This window comes from Vreelandella maris (genome assembly GCF_013371085.1).
Classification (GTDB): Bacteria; Pseudomonadota; Gammaproteobacteria; order Pseudomonadales; family Halomonadaceae; genus Vreelandella; species Vreelandella maris.
Window position 1 is genome coordinate 1 of the sequence record NZ_JABWCV010000007.1, and the last position, 21,935, is coordinate 21,935.

At 55.1% G+C, this 21,935-nt stretch carries 20 protein-coding genes; 12 read left to right on the plus strand and 8 right to left on the minus strand.

Going from position 1 to position 21,935, the window contains the following annotated elements; genetic code table 11:
* The first annotated feature begins 134 nt into the window (after positions 1-134).
* From HUO07_RS07540 to sixA, 4 genes are all read left to right on the plus strand, one after another.
* Complete coding sequence (locus HUO07_RS07540; RefSeq protein ID WP_176303068.1) at positions 135-467, plus strand: YkvA family protein; 333 nt, start codon at positions 135-137, stop codon at positions 465-467.
* A gap of 133 nt (positions 468-600) precedes the next feature.
* Positions 601-2,535 carry a molecular chaperone HtpG gene (gene htpG / locus HUO07_RS07545; protein ID WP_176303069.1) on the plus strand — a complete coding sequence of 645 codons (1,935 nt, stop codon included), beginning with the start codon at positions 601-603 and terminating at the stop codon, positions 2,533-2,535.
* A 166-nt stretch (positions 2,536-2,701) separates the two neighbouring features.
* Positions 2,702-3,805 (plus strand): NAD(P)H-dependent glycerol-3-phosphate dehydrogenase, encoded by a 1,104-nt coding sequence (locus HUO07_RS07550; protein WP_101146251.1) that lies wholly within the window; start codon positions 2,702-2,704, stop codon positions 3,803-3,805.
* Positions 3,798-4,277, plus strand: coding sequence for a phosphohistidine phosphatase SixA (sixA, locus tag HUO07_RS07555; protein WP_176303070.1), 480 nt, complete (start codon positions 3,798-3,800; stop codon positions 4,275-4,277). Before HUO07_RS07550 ends, sixA begins: the two co-directional genes overlap by 8 nt.
* A gap of 67 nt (positions 4,278-4,344) precedes the next feature.
* Here sixA and gatB read toward each other — a convergent pair whose 3' ends face one another.
* The 3 genes from gatB to gatC form a co-directional block, all read right to left on the minus strand.
* A complete protein-coding gene (gene gatB, locus HUO07_RS07560) occupies positions 4,345-5,799 on the minus strand; it encodes an Asp-tRNA(Asn)/Glu-tRNA(Gln) amidotransferase subunit GatB (protein ID WP_176303071.1) in 1,455 nt (484 codons plus the stop codon).
* Complete coding sequence (gatA, locus tag HUO07_RS07565) at positions 5,799-7,259, minus strand: Asp-tRNA(Asn)/Glu-tRNA(Gln) amidotransferase subunit GatA (RefSeq protein ID WP_176303072.1); 1,461 nt, start codon at positions 7,257-7,259, stop codon at positions 5,799-5,801. Before gatA ends, gatB begins: the two co-directional genes overlap by 1 nt.
* Before the next feature lie 71 nt (positions 7,260-7,330).
* On the minus strand, positions 7,331-7,618 hold the full coding sequence (gene gatC, locus HUO07_RS07570) for an Asp-tRNA(Asn)/Glu-tRNA(Gln) amidotransferase subunit GatC (RefSeq protein ID WP_008958637.1): 288 nt from the start codon (positions 7,616-7,618) through the stop codon (positions 7,331-7,333).
* 228 nt (positions 7,619-7,846) lie between these two features.
* Between gatC and HUO07_RS07575 the strand changes: the two genes are divergently transcribed.
* The 7 genes from HUO07_RS07575 (at position 7,847) to tldD (ending at position 17,739) form a co-directional block, all read left to right on the plus strand.
* The gene (locus tag HUO07_RS07575) at positions 7,847-8,884 is read left to right on the plus strand and encodes a rod shape-determining protein (RefSeq protein ID WP_008958638.1); all 1,038 of its coding nucleotides are present in this window, start codon (positions 7,847-7,849) and stop codon (positions 8,882-8,884) included.
* A 23-nt stretch (positions 8,885-8,907) separates the two neighbouring features.
* A complete protein-coding gene (gene mreC / locus HUO07_RS07580) occupies positions 8,908-9,837 on the plus strand; it encodes a rod shape-determining protein MreC (RefSeq protein WP_176303073.1) in 930 nt (309 codons plus the stop codon).
* Positions 9,837-10,325 (plus strand): rod shape-determining protein MreD, encoded by a 489-nt coding sequence (gene mreD, locus HUO07_RS07585; protein WP_176303074.1) that lies wholly within the window; start codon positions 9,837-9,839, stop codon positions 10,323-10,325. Before mreC ends, mreD begins: the two co-directional genes overlap by 1 nt.
* Positions 10,322-10,903 (plus strand): Maf family protein, encoded by a 582-nt coding sequence (locus HUO07_RS07590; RefSeq protein WP_176303075.1) that lies wholly within the window; start codon positions 10,322-10,324, stop codon positions 10,901-10,903. Before mreD ends, HUO07_RS07590 begins: the two co-directional genes overlap by 4 nt.
* Positions 10,904-10,970: 67 nt before the next feature.
* Positions 10,971-12,434 carry a ribonuclease G gene (gene rng / locus HUO07_RS07595; RefSeq protein ID WP_176303076.1) on the plus strand — a complete coding sequence of 488 codons (1,464 nt, stop codon included), beginning with the start codon at positions 10,971-10,973 and terminating at the stop codon, positions 12,432-12,434.
* 2 nt (positions 12,435-12,436) lie between these two features.
* Positions 12,437-16,291, plus strand: coding sequence for a YhdP family phospholipid transporter (locus HUO07_RS07600; RefSeq protein WP_176303077.1), 3,855 nt, complete (start codon positions 12,437-12,439; stop codon positions 16,289-16,291).
* Positions 16,288-17,739 carry a metalloprotease TldD gene (gene tldD, locus HUO07_RS07605; protein ID WP_176303078.1) on the plus strand — a complete coding sequence of 484 codons (1,452 nt, stop codon included), beginning with the start codon at positions 16,288-16,290 and terminating at the stop codon, positions 17,737-17,739. Before HUO07_RS07600 ends, tldD begins: the two co-directional genes overlap by 4 nt.
* 37 nt (positions 17,740-17,776) lie before the next feature.
* Here tldD and yjgA read toward each other — a convergent pair whose 3' ends face one another.
* A complete protein-coding gene (yjgA, locus tag HUO07_RS07610) occupies positions 17,777-18,298 on the minus strand; it encodes a ribosome biogenesis factor YjgA (protein ID WP_008958645.1) in 522 nt (173 codons plus the stop codon).
* Between the two features lie 108 nt (positions 18,299-18,406).
* On the opposite strand from yjgA, the gene pmbA reads away from it, so the two are divergent.
* A complete protein-coding gene (gene pmbA, locus HUO07_RS07615; protein WP_101146243.1) occupies positions 18,407-19,747 on the plus strand; it encodes a metalloprotease PmbA in 1,341 nt (446 codons plus the stop codon).
* A 3-nt stretch (positions 19,748-19,750) separates the two neighbouring features.
* Here the strand turns inward: pmbA and HUO07_RS07620 are convergent, their stop codons facing one another.
* The 4 genes from HUO07_RS07620 to hpf all read right to left on the minus strand — a co-directional run bounded on the left by HUO07_RS07620 (position 19,751) and on the right by hpf (position 21,871).
* Complete coding sequence (locus HUO07_RS07620; RefSeq protein WP_008958647.1) at positions 19,751-20,020, minus strand: HPr family phosphocarrier protein; 270 nt, start codon at positions 20,018-20,020, stop codon at positions 19,751-19,753.
* Between the two features lie 45 nt (positions 20,021-20,065).
* Entirely contained in the window at positions 20,066-20,998 is a 933-nt protein-coding gene (gene rapZ, locus HUO07_RS07625; protein ID WP_176303079.1) for an RNase adapter RapZ, read from the minus strand.
* Positions 20,999-21,087: 89 nt separating this feature from the next.
* Positions 21,088-21,558: a PTS sugar transporter subunit IIA gene (locus HUO07_RS07630; protein WP_008958649.1), complete on the minus strand. Its 471-nt coding sequence runs from the start codon at positions 21,556-21,558 to the stop codon at positions 21,088-21,090.
* Positions 21,559-21,562: 4 nt separating this feature from the next.
* Complete coding sequence (gene hpf, locus HUO07_RS07635) at positions 21,563-21,871, minus strand: ribosome hibernation-promoting factor, HPF/YfiA family (protein ID WP_176303080.1); 309 nt, start codon at positions 21,869-21,871, stop codon at positions 21,563-21,565.
* Positions 21,872-21,935 lie beyond the last annotated feature (64 nt).

Consider the following 21,935-nt stretch of genomic DNA (forward strand, 5'->3'; position numbering starts at 1 on the left):
CATCTGTGAGCATCAGTCGGGGCATGGCAAGCTCGCAGTTTGTTGGTGTCGGAACCTGTATTCTGTGAGTTTGCCCCTATCCTGCCAATGCTATCCCTCAAAACGTCAACAGGCCCTAGGAGGATTTAATTACGATGGCCCCATTATCCACTTGGTGGTTCCTGCGTCGACTCAAATCCCGCGTTTGGGCGGCAAAACGTATTGTGCGTGCGCTAAAGCTGTTTGTACCAATGTCACGTGACGTGATCCGTGGCGATTTTCGCCCCATTCCCTGGTCGGCATTTGGCATGATGGCCTTAGCCTTGGGTTACTTGGTACTGCCGTTTGATCTGATACCCGATTTTCTCATGCTGATCGGTGTGGTGGACGATGTGCTGATTGTCGGCTGGTTGCTCAACCGGATCGACCAGCGCTTAGAAGGCTATCGTGCTTGGAAATTTGGTGACCCCGACCTAACGCCTACTTAACCTCTGTTGTTTCTTAGCCCCAGCTGCTTGAAAAAGCGCTGCTTATCCCCATATTTGATCCACGAAACCTTTTTATGCTTCTGCTGACTAGCGCAGGGGCAATTGACCAACGTGATCCAGAAGGGATAAGCGCATGACTACAGCTACCCACGAACAAGCGACTGATAAATCGGCTAACCACGAAGAAACGCTAGGCTTTCAGACGGAAGTTAAGCAACTGCTGAATTTGATGATCCACTCCCTGTACTCTAACCGGGAGATTTTCTTACGTGAGCTTATCTCAAATGGCGCCGACGCCTGCGATAAGCTTCGCTACGCGGCCCTTGATAACGATGCGCTCTATGAAGGCGACAGTGAGTTGCGTATCGAAATCGAGCACGACCACGATGCCAACACTATCACCCTGCGTGATAACGGTGTAGGCATGACTCGCGAAGATGTGATTGCTAACTTAGGCACCATCGCGCGCTCCGGTACCGCTGAATTTCTCAAACAGCTTTCCGGTGAGCAGCAGAAAGACGCCAAGTTGATTGGTCAGTTCGGCGTTGGTTTCTACTCTGGCTTTATTGTTGCTGATGAAATCGCGGTGCGTACCCGTAAAGCAGGTACCGATGCCAGCGCAGGGGTCGAGTGGCGTTCCAAAGGGGAAGGCGAGTTTACCGTTGCTGATATCGAGCGAGTCCAGCACGGTACTGAAATTACCCTGCACCTGAAAGAGGACGCCAAAGAGTTCGCCGATGATTACCGGCTACAAAGTCTGGTACGTAAATATTCGGATCATATCGAAGTGCCCGTGCGTATGCCGAAGACTGAAACGGCGAAGGACGACGAAGGCAACAGCATTGAGGGTAGTGAAGTAACCACCTGGGAAACTATTAATGAGGCCACGGCGTTATGGTCGCGTCCTAAGAGCGAGGTTTCCGACGATGAGTACAAGGCGTTCTACAAGCACGTTGCCCACGATTTTTCCGACCCGCTGACCTGGAGTCACAATAAAGTCGAAGGCAAGCTTGAATATACCAGCCTGCTGTATGTGCCAGGGCGTGCCCCGTTTGATATGTTCGACCGTGATGGGGCACGAGGGGTGAAACTCTACGTTCAGCGTGTCTTTATCATGGACGATGCTGAACAGTTCCTACCGCTTTATCTGCGCTTTATCAAAGGTGTGCTGGATACCCGCGAGCTGTCGCTCAACGTTTCTCGTGAATTGCTCCAGCAAGACCCCAATGTCGATAAAATCAAGTCGGCGCTTACCAAGCGTGGCTTGGACATGCTCAAGAAACTCGCCAAGGATAAAGAGCAGTATCAAACCTTTTGGAATACCTTTGGTAGCGTATTGAAAGAAGGGCCGGGCGAAGATCCGTCTAACCGTGAAAAAATCGCTGGTTTGTTGCGCTTTGCTTCAACCCACACCGATACCGCTACCCAGGAACATGCGCTGGCTGATTATGTCGAGCGCATGAAAGAAGGCCAGAAGAAGATTTATTACGTGGTGGCGGATAGCTTTAATGCAGCGAAAAATAGCCCGCATCTGGAGATCTTCCGTAAAAAAGGCATCGAAGTACTGCTCTTATCGGATCGTATTGATGATTGGCTGATGAGCCATCTGACTGAGTTCGATGGCAACACCTTTGCCGATGTCGCCAAGGGCGAGCTTGATCTTGGCGATGTAGAAGACGAAGCAGAGAAGAAAGCCCAGGAAGAGACCGCTAAAGCGAAAGAGGATCTGGTTAAGCGCGTCAAAGAAGCGCTAGGCGACGGCGTACAGGAAGTGAAAATCACGCATCGCCTGACCGACTCGCCCGCCTGTGTAGTGTTACCTGAGCATGAGATGGGCTATCAGATGCGCCGCATTATGGAAGCGGCAGGGCAGCCGCTGCCCGAGGTGAAGCCTATTCTTGAGCTGAACCCCAGCCATGCGCTAGTGGCCCGCTTGGAAGGGGCTGAAGGTGATTTGTTCACGCAGCTTTCCTACATCCTGCTGGATCAAGCCATCATTGCTGAAGGCGGTCATTTGGATGATCCTGCCGCCTACGTGAAACGCCTTAACAGTGTGCTGACCGCCTAGAAGGTTCTTACACCAAGGCGCTATGGCTTAGGCGTTAGTAACTAACGCTCATATTTATCAGCGCCCAAAACGGCCCGTTTGGTTACCCAAGCGGGCCGTCTGTTTTAGTAGGCTAGTTTTGATAAAGTGGGCGTGTACGTTCTGCGAGACTTATTAGGACACCATCATGGCTGAGCAGCAAATTAAGGTCGCCGTACTCGGAGGCGGTAGTTTCGGTACGGCATTAGCAAGTATTGCCGCCGATAATGGCGCCCACGTCCGTCAGTGGATGCGTGACGAAACGCTGGTCGCGCAAATAAATAACGAACACCGTAACGGGCGCTATCTGCCGCATTACGCAATGAATCCAGCCGTAGAAGCCTCAACCGATATGCAGGCTGTATTAGCTGATGCCTCCCTGGTACTGATTGCGATTCCCTCAAAGGCCTTTCGCAGCGTGGTGCAAGCAGCAAAAGCGTGGCTGAGGCCTGAGCAAATTCTGGTAAGTACCACCAAAGGGATTGAGCAGGACGGCTTCTTGCTCATGAGCCAGGTGCTTGAACAGGAGACAGGCTTTAGCCACATTGGTGTGATTGCAGGGCCTAACTTGGCATCTGAAATTGCCGATAAACAGTTAACCGCTACGGTCATTGCTAGCGCTGACCCGTTAACCCGCACGCGGGTTCAGCAAGCGCTGGGCTGCCGTTATTTCCGCGTTTACGCCAGCGATGATCGCCACGGTGTTGAGTTAGGTGGCGCACTAAAAAATATTTACGCCATTGCGGCGGGCATGGCGGCGGCGCTGGGTATGGGTGAAAACACCCGCAGTATGTTGATGACCCGCGCGCTGGCTGAAATGAGCCGCTTTGCGGTTGCCCAGGGCGCTAACCCGATGACTTTTTTAGGCTTGGCAGGCGTAGGAGACTTGATCGTTACCTGCTCGTCTAATTTATCGCGTAACTACCGGGTTGGCTATGCCATGGGAGAGGGGCGGACGCTTGAAGAAGCCGTTGATGCACTTGGCCAAGTGGCGGAAGGCGTTAATACAGTGAAGCTGGTATGCGCCAAAGCGAGCGAGATGGGTGTTTATATGCCGTTGGCGGAAGGGCTTCATCACGTACTGTTTGACGGCGTGCCTGCTCAAGAGATGGCGCGCACCCTGATGATGGGCGAGCAGAGTAGTGATGTAGAGTTTATTCTGCCCCGTGAGGCTGTTCAGCAGGCTCATCGCGACCAAGCCCATCATGACCAGGCTCCTCCCTCTCAAAAAAACGGAGGCTCGAATGCCTGATATGTTGATCATGCGCCATGGCGAGGCTGGGCCAGGGTATCCCGATCACGCGCGCCGCTTAACATCGCGCGGTGAGCGTGAGGTCGAAAAAATGGCGCGCTGGCTGGCCGAGCGTGTGGCTGCTGGTGAATTGCCAATGCCAACGCTTTATGCCAGCCCCTACGCACGAGCGCAGCAAACCGCGCAAGCGCTGTGCGACGGGCTGGGTACTCCCCTTGAGACGCTAGATTTTATCACCCCAGAGGACTCACCCAGCGCTGTGAGCGACTGGCTGCTTGAACAGCCTGAGGGCACGCCGATTATGCTGGTGAGTCATATGCCGCTGGTGGGCGATTTGGCGGGGCTGTTGGTCGAGGGGAGTCCAGCCCAAGGCATTGGTTTTCCTACCGCCGCCATCGCTGAGTTTGAAGCCGAGGTCTGGGCGGCAGGCTGCGCGCAGCTGAAGCGTTTTACCCAGCCCAGCCAGCTTTGATGGCCATAAAGACCAAAAAGCGGCTGCCGGGGCAGCCGCTAATGTCGTGCATCGCCCACCGCTGATATTACAACAGCGCGTCGAGCTTCTCTTTTAGCAAGCCATTCACCTGCTGCGGGTTGGCGGTGCCACGCGATGCTTTCATTACCTGACCGACAAAGTAGCCGATCATCTTGCCGCGTTTTTCCGGCTCCGAATCACGATACTGGGCAACCTGGGCGGGACTGTCGGCGATCACTTGATCAATCATCGCTTCAATCGCGCCGGTATCCGTTACTTGTTTGAGCCCTTTGGCATCAATAATATCGTCGGCGGATTCGCCCTGGCCATTCCAAAGCGCCTGAAAAACCTCTTTTGCCGCTTTACCGTTGATGGTGTTGTCCAGCACGCGACTGATCAGCTGGCCTAGCTGGCGCGCCGAAATCGGGCTGTTGGCAATGCTTAGGTTTTCGCGATTAAGGGCGCCGGAAAGCTCACCCTGTACCCAGTTAGCCGACTGCTTAGCGTCGCCGCACTCGTTATGCACGGCCTCAAAGAACTCGGCCATATCGCGGCTGGCTGAAATGACATTGGCGTCATAGGCAGATAGCCCCAGCTCGTTTTGGAACCGTTCGCGCTTATCGGCAGGCAGTTCAGGTAACTGGCTGCGTAAGTGATCCAAGTAGGCTTGATCAAGAACTACTGGCAGCAGGTCGGGGCAGGGGAAGTAGCGATAGTCGTTGGCTTCTTCCTTGGTACGCATGCTGCGGGTTTCATCGCGATCCGGGTCGAATAGGCGCGTTTCTTGAACCACGCTGCCGCCATCTTCGATCAACTCAATTTGACGCTCAACTTCAAACGCAATCGCACGTTCGACGAAGCGGAAAGAGTTAACGTTTTTAATCTCTGCGCGCGTACCAAAGGCCTCCTGACCCGTGGGACGCACTGAAACGTTAACGTCGCAGCGCATGGAGCCTTCCGCCATGTTGCCGTCAGAAATGCCCAGGTAGGTGACGATCGAGTGAATCGCCTTGAGATACGCCGCGGCCTCTTTCGCGCTACGCATATCGGGCTCTGAAACGATTTCCAGCAGTGGGGTGCCAGCCCGGTTCAGGTCGATACCGGTCATGCCATGAAAATCTTCATGCAGCGATTTACCAGCATCTTCTTCAAGGTGGGCATGGTGAATGCGGATAAGTTTGGTGGCGCCATCTTCCAGGGTAATTTCAACATCGCCCGGCCCGACAATGGGGTGATACATCTGGCTGGTCTGATAGCCCTTGGGTAGGTCAGGGTAGAAGTAGTTCTTACGGTCGAATACCGATACTTCTGCGATATCCGCATGCACGGCCAAGCCGAACTGCACGGCCATCGCCACGGCCTGTTCGTTGAGCACCGGCAACGCACCGGGCAGGCCTAAATCGACCGCACACGCTTGGGTATTGGGCTCAGCGCCAAACGCCGTTGAGGCACCGGAGAAAATTTTTGAACGCGTTGCGAGCTGAACGTGGACTTCAAGCCCAATCACGGTTTCCCATTGCATTAGGCGTACTCCTCGGCAAAGGCAGGACGTTGTAGGTGCCAATCGGTCGCTTGTTGAAACTGGTGAGCGACATTTAGCAACTGCGCTTCGGCAAAGTGGGTGCCGAGAATTTGCAGGCCCACCGGCCGACCATTGGAAAAGCCAGCCGGTACGCTGATGCCGGGGATGCCCGCCAGGTTAACCGCGATGGTGTAGATGTCCTGTAAGTACATTGATACGGGATCTTTTTTAGCGCCTAGGTCGAAAGCAGGCGTGGGGGAGGCCGGTCCCATCAGCACATCCACATCTTCAAAGGCGTCTAGGAAGTCTTGGCGGATCAGGCGACGTACTTTTTGAGCCTTGGTGTAGTAGGCGTCAAAGAAACCTTCCGACAGCGTATGAGTGCCGATCAGGATGCGCCGCTTGACCTCTTCACCGAAGCCCTCAGCCCGTGAGCGGGTATACAGATCAATCAAATCGCTGGGATTGTCGCAGCGATAACCAAAGCGCACACCGTCGTAGCGTGACAGGTTCGAAGAGGCTTCGGCGGGGGCGATAACATAGTAAGCCGGAATCGCATAGTGGGTGTGCGGTAGGCTGACTTCGCGCACGGTCGCGCCCAGAGATTCGTACACTTTCACTGCTTCGCGTACGGCCTTTTCAACATCGGGATCTAAGCCATCGCCAAAATACTCTTTAGGCAGGCCAATCTTTAAGCCTGAGAGCGGGGCGTTAAGGTTTTCCACATAATCCGGCACGCCGCGGGTGACGCTGGTGGAATCGCGGCCGTCGTGGCCGGCAATGACTCCCAGCAGGTGCGCGCAATCTTCGGCGCTGCGCGCCATGGGGCCTGCCTGGTCAAGGCTTGAAGCGTAGGCAATGATGCCAAAGCGTGACACACGACCATAAGTGGGCTTTAAGCCAGTGATGCCGCAAAACGCCGCCGGTTGGCGGATGGAGCCGCCGGTATCGGTGCCCATGGCGGCAGGTATCAAGCCAGCCGCGACCGCTGCCGCGCTGCCGCCAGAGCTGCCGCCCGGTACCGCGGTCAAATCCCAAGGGTTTTTAACCGGACCGTAGTAGCTGTTTTCGTTGGACGAGCCCATGGCGAACTCATCCATATTGGTTTTGCCCAGACTAATCGTGCCCGCCGCGTTCAGCTTTTCAACGACGGTGGCATTGTAGGGGGCGATAAAATTATCCAGCATTTTTGAGCCGCAACTGGTTTTTACATCGCGAGTACAAAAAATATCTTTAAGCGCCAGAGGAATGCCTGCCAGCGGCCCTGCAGTGCCCGCCGCCCGGGCGTTATCTGCTATTTCAGCGTGCTTCAGCGCTTGCTCAGCGGTCACGCTGATAAAACTGTTCAGTTTGCCGTCAGCTTTTTCAATGCGCTGCAAATAGTGAGCGGTCAGCTCTCGGCTTGAGAACTCGCCGCTTTTTAAGGCAGCAGCGAGTTGCGTTAATGTTTTCTCATACATGACCCGGAAGCTCCGTTCAGGGGCGAAAAAAAGAGGCGGTGTGGGTGGCTCGGGTTAGCTCGGCAACGTTATTATTCAACGACGCGAGGCACCAGATACAAGCCGTTTTCCACTGCCGGAGCACAGCGCTGAAAGGTATCACGCTGGTTAGATTCGGTGACTTCATCGGCGCGCAGTCGCTGAGTCGCATCTAACGGATGAGCGAGCGGCTTAACACCTTCAGTATCAAGGCTTTGTAGCTGATCGACCATGTCCAGAATCCGGCTTAGGTCTTCTACAAAGCCGCTGGCTTGGTCATCGCTGACGGCGAGTCGGGCCAAGTGAGCGGCCCGGCGCACATGAGATTCTTCAAGCGCCATGATCGATATTCCTCGTAAACGTAATTGAACAATATCCGCTTTAAGCGGTATACATACCGGTATCAAAAAAACGTCTTGTGTAGCAGACGTGGAAAATAGCCGCAAAAGGTACCACATATTGGCCTTCACGGGCAGTATTAGGCACGACTCGTGCTTGCTGCCAGGGGGTTGCGGTGATACCGTTTGCATCCGCACAGGGTTCCCGGTCTGCACTAGGTAACAACATCCATGTTTAAACGTTTAAGGGGGCTGTTTTCCAGCGATCTATCGATTGATCTGGGTACGGCCAACACACTGATTTATGTACGCGGTCGCGGCATCGTGCTTGATGAGCCGTCCGTGGTTGCTATCCGCCAGTCGGGCAATATGCGTAGCGTCGCGGCAGTCGGTACTGATGCCAAGCGAATGCTGGGGCGTACGCCTGGCAACATTACGGCAATTCGGCCGATGAAAGATGGTGTCATTGCCGACTTCACCGTCACCGAGCAGATGCTTCAGCACTTTATCCGCAAAGTGCACCAGAGCACCTTTTTAACCCCCAGTCCACGTGTGCTGGTATGCGTTCCTTGCATGTCAACTCAAGTCGAGCGTCGGGCGATTCGCGAGTCAGCGGAAGGTGCCGGTGCTCGCGAGGTGTTCTTGATTGAAGAACCCATGGCAGCGGCTATTGGTGCGGGTCTTCCGGTTGATGAAGCGCAAGGGTCGATGGTGGTCGATATCGGTGGTGGTACCACTGAAATCGCGATTATTTCACTTAATGGCGTGGTCTATTCCGAGTCTATCCGGGTGGGCGGCGACCGCTTTGATGAAGCGATCACTGCTTACGTGCGTCGCCACTACGGCAGCTTGATTGGTGAAGCGACGGCCGAGCGCATCAAAGAAGAGATCGGCTGTGCCTACCCAGGGGGCGAGCTACGTGAAATTGATGTGCGTGGCCGTAATCTGGCTGAAGGTATCCCGCGCAGCTTTACGCTCAATTCCCACGAAATCCTGGAAGCATTGCAGGAGACGCTGGGTTCCATTGTGGCAGCGATCAAAAGCGCGCTTGAACAGTCGCCCCCTGAATTGGCGTCCGATATCGCCGAGCGTGGCTTGGTGTTAACGGGTGGCGGTGCTTTATTGCGCGATTTGGATAAGCTCATTGCTGAAGAGACAGGTTTGCCGGTGATTGTGGCTGAAGATCCGTTGACCTGCGTTGCTCGTGGCGGTGGTAAAGCGCTGGAAATGATTGATCAGCACACCTTTGAGTTGCTGTCGAGCGACTAATCGCAGCGGTTAATTGCGGGGGATTGCCTATTAAACCGCTGTTTTCGCACGGGCCACTGCCGGGCTATCGGCTGTTTTTTTGCGTATTGGCTGCCAGTGCTTTGATGTTTGTCGACCAGCGTTTCACGCGTATGGAACAAGTGCGTGCGCAACTGTCGACAGTTGTTGCCCCTATCCAATGGGTGGTTAGCGTGCCTAGCGACCTGTTGAACTGGGGGTCGCTGGCGCTTTCTGATCAACAGGCGCTGGTGGATGAAAACCGGCGTTTGCGTGAGCAGATTCTTACCCTTTCCCATCGTGGTCAGCGAATGGCGAATTTAACAGCGGAAAACAGCGAGCTGCGCGAATTGCTGAGGGCCGCTGAACGTCGTAATATTCCCTATATCACGGCGGAGCTTTTATCGCTGGATAATGACCCTTTTAGTCATCAAATGGTGGTCAACCGTGGGCACCGTAACGGCGCCTACGTGGGGCAGCCGGTGATTGATGCCTCTGGCTTGGTGGGCCAAATTACCGCTGTCTCTGCCTACTCCAGCCGTGTGCTGCTATTGGCGGATGCCAGTCATGCCTTGCCGGTTCAGCTAAACCGCAATGGATTACGCTTTATTGTTCAGGGGGCAGGGCGTTACAGCAGTGTTAATGTGATGCATGTTCCCGATACGGCGGATATTCGCGAGGGGGACTTGCTGACCACTTCAGGGTTAGCGGGGCGTTTCCCGCCGGGTTATCCCGTCGCACGCGTAACAGAGGTTTTCCACGACCCTGGCCAGCCCTTTGCGCGTGTAACGGCCGAACCCATGGCGCAGTTACAACGCTCGCGCCACTTCTTGCTGCTTTTCCCACCTCCGCGTGTGGAAGTGGAAGAGCATGCGTGGGATGAAACGCTGGATATCTCGGCAGAGGCGTTACGCTCCTCGCTACGGCTTGCTAATCCCGATCAAGAGGTGCCCTGATGGCGCGCGCACCGGTTGTGCCTATTTTAGCTATTTGGCTAAGCCTGCTATTGGCGTTATGTTTGCAAGTCATGCCGCTTGCCGATGGCTGGCAGGTATATCGGCCTGAATGGCTGGGACTCATGCTAATTTACTGGTGTATGCGAACTCCCGACAGAGTCGGCGTTTTTCATGGCTTTGTACTAGGCATTCTGATGGATTTAATCGAAGGCACTGCGCTGGGGCAGCATGCCCTCATCTATTCGCTCTTAGCGTTTCTTTGTGCATTGGTGTACCCACGCTTCCGGGCTTATTCACTGGTACAACAGTCGGCTCTTGTGTTGGTGTTGCTCGGCTTAGTGCAGCTCGTCGCGCAGTGGCTGCGCACCATCGTGGGTGATTTTTCAATTCACCTGGCCTTTTTAATTCCCTCGCTGATCAGTGCATTTTTATGGCCGTGGCTGTCTACCATGTTCCAAGCATTCGAGCGCCGGTTGGCCGCTTCATGACCGCACCTGTTTTATGCTTAGCGTCTGCCTCACCACGCCGTCGGGCCTTGCTGGAATCTATTGGTGTGTCGGTCACGGTTCACCCCTGTGATATTGATGAGACACCACTGGTTGGTGAGTCGGCCCAAGCGTATGTGCAGCGCTTAGCGATTGCCAAAGCCAAGGCGGCAGCCCCCCTAACTGACTTACCTACGTTAGGTTCAGATACCGCTGTCGTCGTTGATGGGCGAATTCTAGGTAAACCGGTGGATGCCGAGCAGGGGGCTGATATGCTGCAGCTGCTTTCCGGGAGGCAGCATGAAGTGCTTACCGCCGTGGCGGTGAGTGGACCTAAAGGTATGCTCTCCTGCTGCGTGACCACCCAGGTGACCATGCGAGAAATAGAAGCGCATGAGATTGCTGCCTACTGGCGTACCGGCGAGCCCACTGATAAGGCAGGTGGGTACGCCATACAGGGATTAGCAGCGATCTTTGTAAAACAGATTCATGGCAGTCATTCGGCGGTGGTAGGGCTACCACTGTTTGAGACGGCACACTTGCTACGTCGACAGGGAGTTCCCATCTGGCAGCGCGTTTAACTCCCCTTGGATGAGCGCGCCGCCTAGATCGCTGGCAAGGAATACGTCAACCAACAAGGAATTTTGCATGAGCGGTGAAGTTCTCATCAATTTAACGCCAATGGAAACCCGCGTCGCGCTGGTTGAAAATGGTGTTTTGCAAGAGGCACTGATCGAGCGTTCCCGTCGGCGTGGCATCGTGGGCAATATCTACAAAGGCAAAGTAGTGCGTGTGCTGCCTGGAATGCAGGCTGCCTTTGTTGATATTGGCTTAGAGCGGGCGGCGTTTATTCATGCCCATGAAGTAATGCCGCCAGGTACGCCTCCAGATGAGCAGCAAACTATCGGTCAGTTGCTTCACGAGGGGCAGGCTCTGGTGGTACAGGCCACTAAAGATCCTATTGGTAGCAAAGGGGCGCGCTTAACCACGCACCTTTCGATCCCTTCCCGTTATTTGGTCTACATGCCGGACTCGCCGCACCATGGCGTATCGCAGCGCATTGAAGATGAGCGTGAACGCGAGCGCTTAAAGGCATTGCTGGATAGCAGCGTGGCAGAGCAAACGCTGGAAGTAACGGGTGGCTTTATTGTTCGCACCGCCGCTGAAGGGGTGGGCGATGAAGAGCTGAAAGGTGATATGTATTTCTTGCTGCGTCTATGGCGCAAGGTGAGTGAGCGTAAAGTTACCGCAACGCCACAAAGCGTTATTTATGATGATTTACCGCTCTTTATGCGTACCCTGCGCGACGTTATGCGCGACGATATCGAAAAAGTGCGTATCGACTCACGAGAAAACTTCGTCAAGCTGGTGGAATTCGCTGAAGAGTTTATGCCTGATGCGGTCGAACGTATTGAGTACTACCCCGGCGAGCGCCCTATCTTTGATCTCTACAGCGTCGAAGATGAGATCCAGAAAGCGTTAGGCCGTAAGGTACAGCTTAAGTCTGGCGGCTATTTGGTTATTGACCCCACTGAGGCTATGACCACCATCGATGTGAATACCGGTGGTTATGTGGGGCACCGCAATCTTGAAGAGACTATTTTCAAGACCAATCTTGAAGCAGCGACGGCGATTGCCCGCCAGCTTCGGCTGCGTAATCTGGGCGGCATTATCATTATCGACTTTATCGATATGATTGACGTTGAGCATCAGCGGCAGGTATTGCGGGTGCTGGAAAAAGCCTTAGAGCGCGATCACGCCAAAACCAAGTGTACCGGCGTCACTGAACTAGGCCTTGTTCAGCTTACTCGTAAGCGTACCCGGGAAAGTTTGGAGCAGACGCTCTGTGAAGCCTGCCCCACCTGCAGTGGCCGTGGAACGCTGAAAACCCCGGAAACGGTCTGCTATGAAATCTTTCGCGAGATTCTCCGAGAGGAGCGCGCCTACAGTGCCGAAACTTACATGGTGCTTGCCTCGCAGTCCGTCGTTGATCGTCTATTGGATGAGGAGTCAGCTGCGGTAGCAGATCTGGAGACATTTATTAATAAAACGATCCGCTTCCAGGTTGAACAGCACTACTCCCAAGAGCAGTACGATATCGTACTGATGTAATCATGCAGACTCGTTCGCTAGTGCGTTGGAGTTTACTGATAGCGGCCTGGCTGCTAGGCAGCACCGCTATGTTGCTGCTATTGCTCCGCTTGGCCTTCAGTCAATCCGACGCTCTTACCCCTCGCATTGAAGCGCTGCTTGAAGCGCGTATTGGTGTGCCGGTCACTATTGAGCGGTTATCGCTTTCCTTTGCCCGGAGCGACCTGCTGTTACGCCTTGATGGGTTGAGCGCAGAAACGCCTGATGGCCAAGCACTGTTTTCCCTGGAGCATGCGGGGCTGCGTTTGGATACTTGGGCATCGCTTGTCAATAGGGCGCCGATTTTTAGTGACGCACGCATAAGCGGAACCGAGTTTCATCTCTATCAAGGCACGGGAGCCTCTTGGCAATGGCCTGAGCCTGCCGAGCTACCGTTATTAATGGCCGCTGAACCGGATGTCGATCTGGCGACTATTGATGACTGGGCCGGACTCATATTACGCCAGCGTCTATGGGTAGATGACACCCGCGTGGTGCTGCATGGTAGGCACGACACCGTGATGTTACATGCCGAGACACTGTTGCTGACTGGCGATGAGCGGCGCACACGGCTGGAAGGCGCGATCAATATTGCGGAATCTTTACAGCAAGCGCGCAAGGTTGCCCTTCCCGCGGCTGAAGTGAAGGTTGAGATGCAGCCCGGTCAACATGGCTTTAGCGACTTTTCTGCCGCACTGCAGCTGGATATTCAGCTTGACCAATTGGTAGTGCTGGCCGCTATGTTCCGTCCTGATCATGCGGCCTATTTAGAGCAGGCCGGGGGGAGTGCGCGGCTATGGGGCCGCTGGAGCGTTGGGCGTCTTGAGGAGGCCCGTGTTGCCGTCGATGTGCCCCAGTTAACCCTTCGCCATAATGTTCAGTACGCGGTGCTAAGGGATATTGAAGCGGATGGCTTATGGCAGCGTGACGGCGACGGAGGCGAGGCATGGCTGAGCGGTGACGCTGATAGTGTCGAGTGGGCGCAACCCCCCGGGGGCAGCGTTGGCCCGGCCTTGCCGCGATACTGGCACGCCACCCATCAACCAGGGAGGTGGGAAGTTCGCACCAGTGCCTTTGAACTCGCCTCGCTGACAGCCTGGCGCGATTATGTATTGCTACCTGAGTCAGTAACGCGAGTATTGCAAACCCTTGCCCCCCGCGGGCAAGTCCAGGGATTGCACGTTGGGCAGCAAGAGGGCCGCTGGGGAGTCGATGCGGCCCTAACCGGTGTCGAGGTCTCGCCTTGGCAGCAGGCCCCTGGCGGCGGCCCGTTGGATGCCTGGGTGCAGGCGCGGGATTTTCGTGGCCGTGTACTGTTTAGTAGCGACGGCGACAGTTCCCTCTATTTCCCCGAGTTTTTTACCGCTCCCATGCAGTTAAGACGTGCCGAAGGGGAAGTGGAGTGGGTATACGATGGCCCCAATACAATGGTGAGTGGCAAGAACCTCAGCGTTGACTGGGATGGCGCTCAGGTGTCGGGTGGTTTTGGTTTAGTCACCGGTAATCAGCGCGGCCATTTTGGCTTAGATCTAGATTTTAGTGAGGTGGACGCGCTAGACCGACCGCTGGCTCAGTGGCTGCCGCTTAGCGTGATGGATAAAGGACTACGCGATTGGCTGCTCAACGATATCGGTGGCTATGTCACCGAGGGGTCGTTACAGCTAAGCCAACTCTTAGGAGAAACGGTAACCGCTGAGGATTTTACCGCCACACTTGCGCTGGCAATTACACAAGGCCATTTACCGATTGCGCCAGGCTGGCCACGCCTTGATGACGTTGAAGGCCGTCTAAAATGGCAAAATAAGGTGTTAGAGGCTGAAGTTGAACATGCCCAAAGCCATGGCGTGACTGCTTCAGAGGGTGAAGTGGTGATGGAGAATGAGATACTTAATCTATCGGGCCAGCTGCAGGCGGATGGTTCAGCGTTAACGACCTTTTTACAGGCGATGCCCGATATTGATCTTTCCCCACTGAGTGATTTGCGCGTAACGGGCGATGTTAATGGCGATATTGCCTTGTCGCTGCCGCTGGAAACGCCTGATGCGCTGCAACTGGAAATTAATGCCTTGCCAAGCTTCTCCGAAGTGGTTTATCAGCCGTTGGATTTACGGCTTCAGTCGGTCGAGGGTGACCTCGCTTGGCTGCAGGACGGAGAGAGCAGCGGGCTGGTGGGTGACGCCAGTGGCCAATTGCTAGGCGGGCAAATAGCCGCAGATTTTCACACCCAAGACGACAGAATAGAGCTGCAGGGTAATGTAGCGACCTCCGCACTTTTTGAGCTCGCTGGGTTGGATGACAGCCAAGGGCGCCTGCCGCTAGAAGGGCAGCTACAGTGGCAAGGCAATGTCAGCTTAATGCCCACGCCAACCCTGCGCCTGGAAAGCCGTCTACTCGGTGTCACCAGCCATTTACCGGCACCGTTTGCCAAGTCGGCCCAGCAGCCATGGCCCTGGAGTGTGGCGGCTGACATTGAAGCTGGACGGATCCAAAGCCGTTTGGCTGATATTGCTTCCGCACGACTTCAGCAGCGTAATGGCTCTCTTGCCGGGTCGCTATATCTAGGCAATGAGGCAGCGCGCACGCACGCTTGGCCTACGAAGGCTGGGTTAAGCATTGATGCCGATGTGCCGCGTATTGACCCGCTGGCTTGGCAGCAGGCGATTGCACCGTTAATGGCAAAAGGCGCGTCTACGCCCAGCAGTGGCAACGGCCAGGTGCCCTTAACAGTAGCGTTAACGACACCCTGCGTGGTTTATCAAGATGAGTGTTTAGGCAGCCTTAGTGCCATCGGCGGCATGAACGGTGGCCTTATAGATATGGATTTAAGCGGTAATCTTGTGACCGGGCGTTTGCAGTATAATGCGCAATCGCCGCAGCCCTTGGATATGACGATTGAAGCGTTGTCACTTGATCGTTTGCTGGCGTTAGCTAACAAGCAACATGACAGTGATGCGCCTACGCCAGACTCCTGGATGCAAGCGGTTAAAACCCAGCGCCAGGCGCCAGCCGCCATTCCCGATTGGCTGGCCGATGTGCCTAATGGGCGATTGCGATTAGCCGAAATTTCCATGGGGCCACGCCGTTTCGGTCCGTTGACGGCCTACTGGCAAACCGATGGAGAGCGCTTTTCGCTCACTCCGGTTGGGTTGACCCTTGGCCAGCTCTCAGCGCGAGGCGAGTTGTACTGGGAGGGTAATGCCTCTTCCAGCCACACCCGTGCGGATATCTCAATTCAAGGTGGGGATATCGGCACCGCCCTTGAGCGCCTAGACCAGCCTGTGGCCATGCGCAGCCGCAGCACCGATGTGGTGGCCTCGCTGGATTGGCCAGGCGCCCCCTGGCAACTTGCGTTAAGGCATGCCGATGGCTATATCAGCACCGACATTCGTGACGGCAGCTTCGTCACCCTGGAATCGGCACCGGCGCGGTTAATCGGCTTGCTCAATTTCGATAACATCTTACGACGGCTGCGCTTGGATTTTTCTGACGTTACCGGCCAGGGCACTGCATTTGACCGGGTAAACGGTACCGCCGATGTAACCGGTGGACTGCTAACACTTCGCGGCCCATTGCAAATTGACGCCCCGGCCACCACCCTAACGCTAACAGGCAACGTCGATCTTGTAACGCGTGAACTTGACCAGCGGCTTGGCGTCACACTACCAGTGACGCAAAGTTTGCCGATCGCGGCCATTGCCGTTGGTGCGCCCATCGTCGGCGGCGCGCTATTTCTCGCCGATCAACTGTTTGGCGACGCCCTTGATCGCGCCACAACGCTTCATTATCGCGTGCGAGGCCCATGGACTTCGCCGCAGGTTACTTTAGAAGGCCCCCAATGACCGCATATAAAAGTGATGTAGATACCGCTGCAGCCATCCTGTTGACTCCCGGAGGGTTGGATTTAGACGCTCTGGAAACAGGGTTGGGCTACGCCATGGGCGCGGGCATTGACTACGCCGACCTTTATTTCCAGCGGACTTGGCAAGAGGGCTGGGTGCTGGAAGATAGCGAGGTAAAAGAGGCCAGTTATAATATCGATGGTGGTGTCGGCGTGCGTTCGCTGGCGGGTGAGAAGACTGGTTTTGCCTACTCCAACCAAATTACCGCCGATGCATTGATGGATACCGGCCGCACCGCGGCTGGCATTGTGCGCAGTGGTAAGCGCTTGCCTGGGCAACTGGTTAGTCCGGTGTCCGCCATGTCGCGCTATGCAGGGATTGATCCCTTGGCTGGCCTGAGTGCTGAAGAGAAAGTCGCCATGCTGAAACAGGCTGACCGTGTGGCGCGTGCTGCCGACCCCAGTATTAGTCAGGTAAGTGCCTCCTTATCGGGCACCTATGAAGTGGTGTTGGTGCGGGCTAGTGACGGCACGTTGGCGGCCGATATCCGCCCGCTGGTGCGCTTCAATGTCAGCGTGATTGCAGTTAAGAATGGGCGTCGCGAACGCGGCAGCGCCGGTGGCGGCGGTCGTTACTCCATGGCTAAACTGCGTGATGATCAAGTGGCGGAGCAGTACGCCAAAGAGGCGGTGCGTCAGGCGTTGGTTAACCTGGAAGCCATTGATGCACCCGCAGGGCAAATGCCTGTGGTGTTGGCATCCGGCTGGCCGGGAATCTTGCTGCATGAAGCGGTAGGGCACGGCCTTGAAGGTGATTTCAATCGTAAAGGCAGTTCCGCCTTTGCTGGCAAGATGGGCGAGCGTGTGGCCGCTAAAGGCGTCACCATTGTCGACGATGCGACGATATCGGATAGCCGTGGCTCAATGAGCGTGGATGACGAAGGGACGCCGGGTCAGTATACGCCGCTTATTGAAGACGGCATTTTAACAGGCTATATGCAGGATAAGCTCAATGCCCGATTAATGGGCATGGCGCCCACAGGAAACGCGCGGCGTGAATCTTTCGCCCACTTGCCGATGCCACGCATGACCAACACGGTCATGCTGGCTGGTCAGGATGAGCCTAGCGATATTATCAAAAGCGTTAAGCGCGGTATTTACGCGGTCAGCTTTGGCGGCGGCCAGGTGGATATTACCTCGGGTAAATTCGTGTTCTCCGCCAGCGAAGCCTACCTGATTGAAGACGGCAAGGTGACCGCGCCTGTTAAAGGGGCCACTTTAATCGGCAATGGTCCGGAAGCCATGCAGCGCGTTTCCATGATTGGCCACGACATGGCGTTGGACACCGGGATTGGTGTGTGTGGTAAAGAGGGGCAGGGCGTGCCGGTCGGTGTCGGCCAGCCCACCCTGAAATTGGATGAGCTGACCGTTGGCGGCACGCAGTCTTAAAAAGCTTTTTTCAAGAACTGCTTTTAAAGCGCCTGTTTTAAAGCGCTAAGGTTTCGCGAAGGTGTTTGAAGAGCTTACGCGAGCTGGTCGGTGGTTTGCCCTGCTCGCGTTCGCGCTGGGCGTTGCGAATTAATTGACGCAGCGTTTGGCGGTCCGCATCGGGATGCTCCGCCATGAACAGGTCAACAGCATCATCGCCTTCGTCAATTAAGCGTTCACGCCATTTTTCGAGACGGTGAAACGCGTGGTCGCGCTGTTCCTGCTCTTGATCAATGGAATCGAACACGCCTTGGATGGCGGCGAGGTCCTCTTTACGGATAAGTTTGCCGACGTACTGCATATGGCGGCGGCGGCCTTCATGAGAACGAATGCGCGAGGTTTCCTCGATAGCGCGCAGCATATCGTCAGAAAGGGGAAAGCGGGCGCGCTCTGCCGGTCGCATGGCGATTAACGTTTCCCCAAGTGCCTGTAAGGCATGCATTTCGCGTTTGAGTTGCGACTTGCTTGGGCGTTCTTCCTGCTCTTCTACTTCAACGGGGTCGGGACGTTGCTTACGCATAGTGTGGCTCACAGATAAAATTCGTTGCGGCATTATACCAGCTGCGAGTACAACATTGATTCGCCGAAGACATTCTCTTGGAGACATTCGGTTGAGAAAGGAGGCCATATGGCACAGGCATTTGATGCATCCGCGCAGCAGTCGTTACTGACCGCGCGGGCCGAAGAGGCGCTAGCGCTGGCAAAGCGCTTGGGCGCGGATGCTGCCGAAGTAGGCGCAAGCGTCGATCAGGGAATAGGTGTGAGCGTACGCCAGGGCGAAGTTGAAACGGTTGAGTTATCCCGAGATCAGGGCATCGCCGTGACGCTTTACGTAGGCCAGCGTAAAGGTAGTGCCTCATCAACGGATGCTAGCAGCGCCTCGATCCAGGCTGCGGTAGAAAAAGCGCTGGCGATTGCCCGCTATACCGGAGAAGATCCGGCCGCCGGGTTGGCCGATGCATCGTTGATGGCCACCGAGTTACCCGATCTGGAAGTGCATTACCCCTGGGCACTCACAACCGATGAGGCGATCGAGCTAGCGCTTGCTTGCGAGCAGGCGGGGCGTGATGTTGACGGTATCTCGCAGTCAGATGGCGCATCACTTTCGAGTGGCGAAGGCGTGCGCGTTTATGCCAATAGCCACGGCTTTTTAGGTACCCAAAAGGGCAGTAGTCACTCTCTTTCATGCATGCTGATTGCCCAGGATGCGAGCGGTATGCAGCGCGACTATGACTACACTTCTGCACGCGATCCCAAGGCACTGCGCGACCCCGCCGAGGTGGGCCGTGAGGCCGCCGAGCGTACGCTGCGCAGGCTCGGCGCAAAACGTCCGCCCACGGGCACCTTTCCAGTGCTATTTGACCCGTCGCTGTCCAGTGGATTGATTGGTCATTTACTGAGTGGTTTAGCAGGTGGTGCTTTATATCGCCAAGCCTCTTTTCTGTGTGATCGGCTTGGCACGCCGCTGTTTCCCGATTGGTTCAGCCTTGAAGAACGGCCAATGGAAATCGGTGCCACAGCGAGTTCGCCGTTTGATGGCGAGGGCGTGCAAACCCGTAATAATCGTTTTATCGATCAGGGCAGCATTGCCAGCTATATGCTCTCTTCCTACAGTGCTCGTCGGCTGGGTATGCAAACCACGGGCAATGCTGGTGGGGCACGAAATGTGCGTTTAGTGGCACCACTGCAATCCCGTGACAGTCTATTAAAAGAGATGGGGCGGGGTATTTGGGTAACCGAGCTGATGGGGCAGGGCGTTAACGGCGTGACCGGTGATTACTCACGTGGCGCTGCAGGGTTTTGGGTAGAGGATGGAAAAGTACAGTACCCGATCGAGGAGTTTACGATCGCTGGGAACCTGGAGCGGATGTTTGCCGGGTTAGTGGGGATTGGCGATGACACCGATACCCGTGGCAGTGTTCACACGGGTAGTTGGTTAATTGATGCCATGACCGTAGCGGGAGATTAAAAGCTACTGATCTTCCTCAAAACGAGCATCGAACAGCGCTTGAATAGCATCAAGCGCCTGTTCGGCGTCATCGCCTTCAGCGTTGATGGTTAGCTCGGTACCGCAAGGGGCCGCGAGCATCAGCAGTGACATGATGTTGGCGGCGTCAGCGACCTGTTGCTGTTTTTGAACACGTATTGTCGCCGTGAACTGTTGGCCGCATTTTACCAGTTTGGTCGCCGCGCGTGCATGCAGGCCGCGTTGATTGGTAAGTGTGAGAATTCTTTCTGGCACCCTGGTTCCTTTTCGCCGAGTGGTGTCATTAATGGATAGAAGCGCTTAAGAAGTTGCTTGCTGCTCGTCGGTTTGGGATGTGCTGGCAGGCGGAGCAGCTAGCTGTTCATTTAATGTGTACTGCAAGCCTAACTCGCGATGACGTAATTGAATTTCGCCCATACTGTGTACTAATCGCTCTGCTAGCTGTTCGACCATATAGACTGAGCGGTGTTGCCCTCCGGTGCAGCCAATCGCGATAGTCATGTAGCTACGCTGGCTATCTTGGTAAGCGGGCAGCCAGCGCTCAAGCCAAGCCTGAATATCGTTAGTCATGGCGTCTACGATGGGATAACCGCTTAAGAAGGCCACTATGTTCGCATCGCGGCCTGTGAATTGGCGTAGCGTTGGGTCCCAATATGGGTTTGGCAGGCAGCGCACGTCGAAAACCAAATCAGCATCCAACGGTACACCGCGCTTATAACCAAACGACTCAAGCGTCAGCGTGAGCTTGTCGCGCCGCTGATGGGCGACTTGGTCGGTAATGCGACGACGCAGATCGTGAACTGATAGCCGCGAGGTATCGATCAATAAATCGGCTAGATCACGAATGTCGAGCAGCGTTTCTTCTTCTTTATTGATAGCCTCTTCAAGCGTCATTTCGCTATCGCGCGTCAGCGGGTGCCGCCGCCGTGTTGCGGAGTAACGCTCAAGTAAGATGCGCGCATCAGTGGTCAGATAGATCACTTGAAAATCAATTTTACGTTGGCGCAACTCCTCTAACAAAGAGGGCAGTCGTGCCAGGGCGCCAGGCAAGTTACGGGCATCAATACTGACCGCCAAATGGGCGCGGTCGCCCTGGTCGCGTAATTCGTCCACCAACGACCCCAGCAACATAGCAGGGAGGTTATCAATCGCATAGTAGCCAAGATCTTCAAGCGCTTGTAAGGCGATAGATTTACCTGACCCAGAGCGGCCGCTAATGATCACAAGTTGCATAGAGTCTCTCTTTGCTTTGATCAAGATGCGTTAAAGGTGGTGAGCGCAAGTCAACCTGCCGTTGAGTACCGCTTGGCAGGTTTAGGCTTTCAGGAAGTTGTTTGCTCACGAATTTTAGCGGTAAGCAACTCAAGTAGTTCACGCTGGCTGCCTGCTTTACGCAGCTTCTGACGCGTATCCGCATCGTTCATGATGGTCGCTACTTGGCCTAGCAGAGAGAGATGTGTGTCATCAGCCTCTTCTGGAACTAGCAATACAAACACCAGATCCACCGGGTCGCCGTCGATAGCATCAAAATCAATCGCTTCTGCGAGTTTTAAGAACCCTGCGATGGGGGCAGAGCAGTGAGGACTACGCGCATGGGGAATAGCCACGCCGTTACCAATCCCAGTACTGCCTAAGCGCTCACGGCCAATTAAACGGCTAAACACTTCTTGGCTGTCCAGACTGGGGATATTTTGGGCAATAAAGGTGCTGAAAAACTCCAGCACCCTTTTTTTGCTGCCCCCGGGGACGTCAAAGAGAACGCGTTCCGGGGGGAGTATGGTTTCCAACGTCATTGAATTAACGCACGCCTGCGCCTTGGGCGCGAGCTTGTGCTTTTTCCTTATGTTTAACGAGTTGCCGATCAATTTTGTCCGCTAATGCGTCAATAGCGGCGTACATATCACTGTCTAGGGCTTCCGCATGTAAATCAGCACCTGCTGCGTGCAGTATGCAGGCGGCCTGCTGGCGCTCTTTCTCCACAGATAAGGTGACTTGCACCGTGGTTATGTTGTCGTAATGGCGCTCTACACGTTCAAGCTTTTCGTTGACATAGTCACGCAAGGCGTCAGTCAGTTCTACGTGATGACCAGTGATATTAACTTGCATTGACATACTCCTTATCCATCGGACTGTACTTCGATTGTAACCCTTTTTGCCGCGTTGCAAAGCC